Genomic DNA, 3,194 nt, shown 5'->3' on the forward strand with positions numbered 1-3,194 from the left:
CAGCGGGAGGGGTGATGTTGATGGTCACAGATCGTCGCCTGTCTACGCGACGAATTTGGTCAGGGCCTACGGTTTCTTTGAGTTGCACCAAAGTGCCAAGTGGTTGAACACCGCGCGCCGGGGTGAGAACCGGTGTGGCGAGCAGGTCTTCCGGTCGTTGCCATTCCGTGCCGCGTAAAATGATGTTACGACGCTTGGTGCCGTCAAAATAATCACCAACGTACAACCCATCCCCCAGAGCGCGGACTAAACTGGATAATTGCCCCCGAGTTAGTCCGGCTTCAGTAATCGCACGCTCATCCGGTATCAAGCGTAATTCGGGAGTGGCCAGTTCCAGGCTAGGCACTGGACGCGCCCGGGCGCCGGGTAAAGCCTGGCTGATGGCCTGCATACCGGCTTGCGCAGCGCGTAAGGTGGAGTCGATATCGCGACTTTGAATATTCAATTCAATGTTGCCACCACCACCCAGGCGACCAAAGATTCCGGCTTTACTGGCAAATACCATGGTGTCTGGAAAACCGTTGGTGATATTGCTATTCACTTCCTGTACCAGTGCATCAACTTCATCGCGATTAGTAGCGCGTGCCCCCATAAAGCCCGATGAGCCGAACATGCCAAGAAAATAATTGTCCACTTGCGGTTGTTTATCGCCTTTTAAATACGGCAAAAAGCGCTGATTGACCACGTCGACAAATTCTTTTTGTCCGGTTTGGACGCTTTGACCGGTGGGAGGTGAAATAAAAGCAAACAAAAAATTCTGTTCGCCTTCCGGCAAGTAACTGGCTTTGGGCAATAATATGATACTGGTGCTTATCCCTATACCAACCAGGGCAATGATCCACACAGCACGTGCTTTGGCTGTATTGGTGATGCGCATGATGAACGCAGTTGCCGTGTTCCACCAGTTACTGTGTGGGTCAACCAGTTTAATGTCGCGTAATACCGTATTTGCTGCAGTGGGTATTACGGTAACGGCAATGATCAAAGATATTATCACTGCAATGGAAATAGCCAGAGCCAGATCGGAAAAGAGTTGTCCGGCAATGTCACGTAAAAACAAGATAGGTAAAAAGATTGCCACAGTGGTGGCCGTGGAGGCGAGCAGCGCACCCCAGACTTGTGTGGCACCTTGGTAAGAAGCTTCTTCACTGCTTTCGCCTTTCTCACGCAGGCGTACAATATTTTCCAAAACAACAATGGCCGAATCCATGACCATGCCCATGGCAAAAGCGAGACCGGCCAGGGAAATAATATTGAGTGTACGACCCGTTAGACGTAAACCGATGAATGCAAAAAACAGAGAGATCGGAATGGCGAGAGCGACAAGTAATGTGGCTCTGAACTTGCGTAAGAACCACCACAAAATAGAAACCGCCAAAAGAATTCCCAAAAGCAAATTATTACGCAGCATCGCAATCGAGTCTTCAATATAAATGGTTTCGTCATAGACTTGCATGATGTTAAGACCGGCGCGACCAACTGGACCGTCATTCAATTCCCGGGTGGCTTGTTTGAGTCCCGCCATAACGTCCAGTACATTGACATTGGTTTCGGGTTCAATGCTGAAGGCAATAGACGGCCCGCCGTTTTGATTTAAAGAGCCAAAGGCGTCCACTTTTCTGAGTTCAATGCTTGCCACATCAACAAGTTTGACCGGGCTGCCGTTTTGATACCCGAGGATCAAATTGCTCAATTCACCCAGACTGTAACTGCCGCTGTAACGTAATGTGTATTGGCGGCGCCCGATATCGGTGAACCCTCCGGAGGTGTCGGTATTACCCTGGGTTAACCTGGCCATGTCCAGTAAAGACACACCTTTGGCGGCCGCTGCATGCGGGTCGAAGGTTATCCGGACTTCTTTAGCCCGTCCCCCAAACGAATTGGCGTTTGACACGCCAGTTACACGTTCCATGCGTGGCAATACCACTTCATCCACAAAGTCCTGATACTCGGTAATATCAATCGAGTCGCGAGTGGGAGTGATGGCGAACCAGGCAATGGAATTGCCAAACTGCCCGCGACCGACAAAGACCGTGGGTTCAGTGGCATCAGGCGGATAGGCGGGTACCCGGGTCAAACGATTCATGACCTCAAGTTGCACATCTTGTAAATTTACATCGATATCAAAAGTGAGACTGATCGAACCCTGTCCGTTTTGGGCTGTGGATTCCATTTTTTGTAATCCCGACAATCCTCTTAAAGCATCTTCTTGAGGTTCGATGATCTCTGATTCGACCTCTTCAGGAGCGGCCGCACGCCAGCCCGTGTTGATCTGGATGCTGGGCCGTTCCACACTGGGTATCATTTGGACTGGTAACTCAAGTAAACTCAGGCCACCAAACAAAAACACCAATAATGCAGCAACACTGACGGCAACCGGGTTATAGAGTGATAAGCGGGTTAGATTCATAAAGAAAGTACGGTTTGGATGATATCCCGGACAGCGTGGGATTATTAGACGTAATTATACGTTTTTCTGACCCATTTCGGGGGCTTGTGAAGTATCATAAGCGTCTTGTAATTTACATGCTTTTAATTATTCCAAATCAGTATATTTTTTCAATGCCAGCCACTCATAGAGATCCAGGATCCAATTACCATGAATATCATAAAAACTAACTCATTTAATCAATCAATAGGCATTTTGTTTTTGAGTTTGATGCTAAGCGTATCTGCTTGTTCCTCTAAGGATGAGTCTGTTCCTATGGATGCTGCAAATACGCCGGTGGCGAAGACTAAACAAGCCACGCCAAGCACTACTAAAAACGCAGAGACTTTGGCTGACTCTGCTAATGAAACACAACAAGAATCGCAACAGGAAAGCTCCGGGATCCCGGACTCTGAAATATATTTGGCCACTTTACAATTTATTGATGGAAATATCAGTATTGGCATGCCCGTCAATATTACCAATAATAGCGGTTACGACAATCAACCGTATTTTTTACCAGACAGTAACACAATCTTGTTCACCAGTCGTAGAGGCAGCGAAGCATCACAATTGGAGCAATCAGATATTTATGCGTACACCATTAGCAGCGAATCGGTATCACGCATGACCGATACACCGGAAAGTGAATATTCACCAACATTAACCCCTAACGGTGAAAGTATTTCGGTGGTGCGGGTAGAAATTGATTCCACTCAGCGCTTGTGGGAGTTTCCGATACAACCCAGTATAGTCACCAATGATC

2 protein-coding genes are annotated in these 3,194 nt (G+C 47.9%); one reads left to right on the plus strand and one right to left on the minus strand.

Annotated features, from left to right (window positions below; translation table 11 throughout):
* The coding region (locus tag HKN88_00410) for an efflux RND transporter permease subunit (protein ID NNC96512.1) at nucleotides 1–2,410 on the minus strand (2,410 nt) is incomplete at its 3' end.
* A 294-nt stretch (nucleotides 2,411–2,704) separates the two neighbouring features.
* On the opposite strand from HKN88_00410, the gene HKN88_00415 reads away from it, so the two are divergent.
* A partial coding sequence (locus HKN88_00415) for a hypothetical protein (protein ID NNC96513.1) occupies nucleotides 2,705–3,194 on the plus strand: 490 nt, incomplete at its 3' end.

The sequence above is a fragment of the Gammaproteobacteria bacterium genome (genome assembly GCA_013001575.1).
Taxonomy (GTDB): Bacteria; Pseudomonadota; Gammaproteobacteria; order Steroidobacterales; family JABDMI01; genus JABDMI01.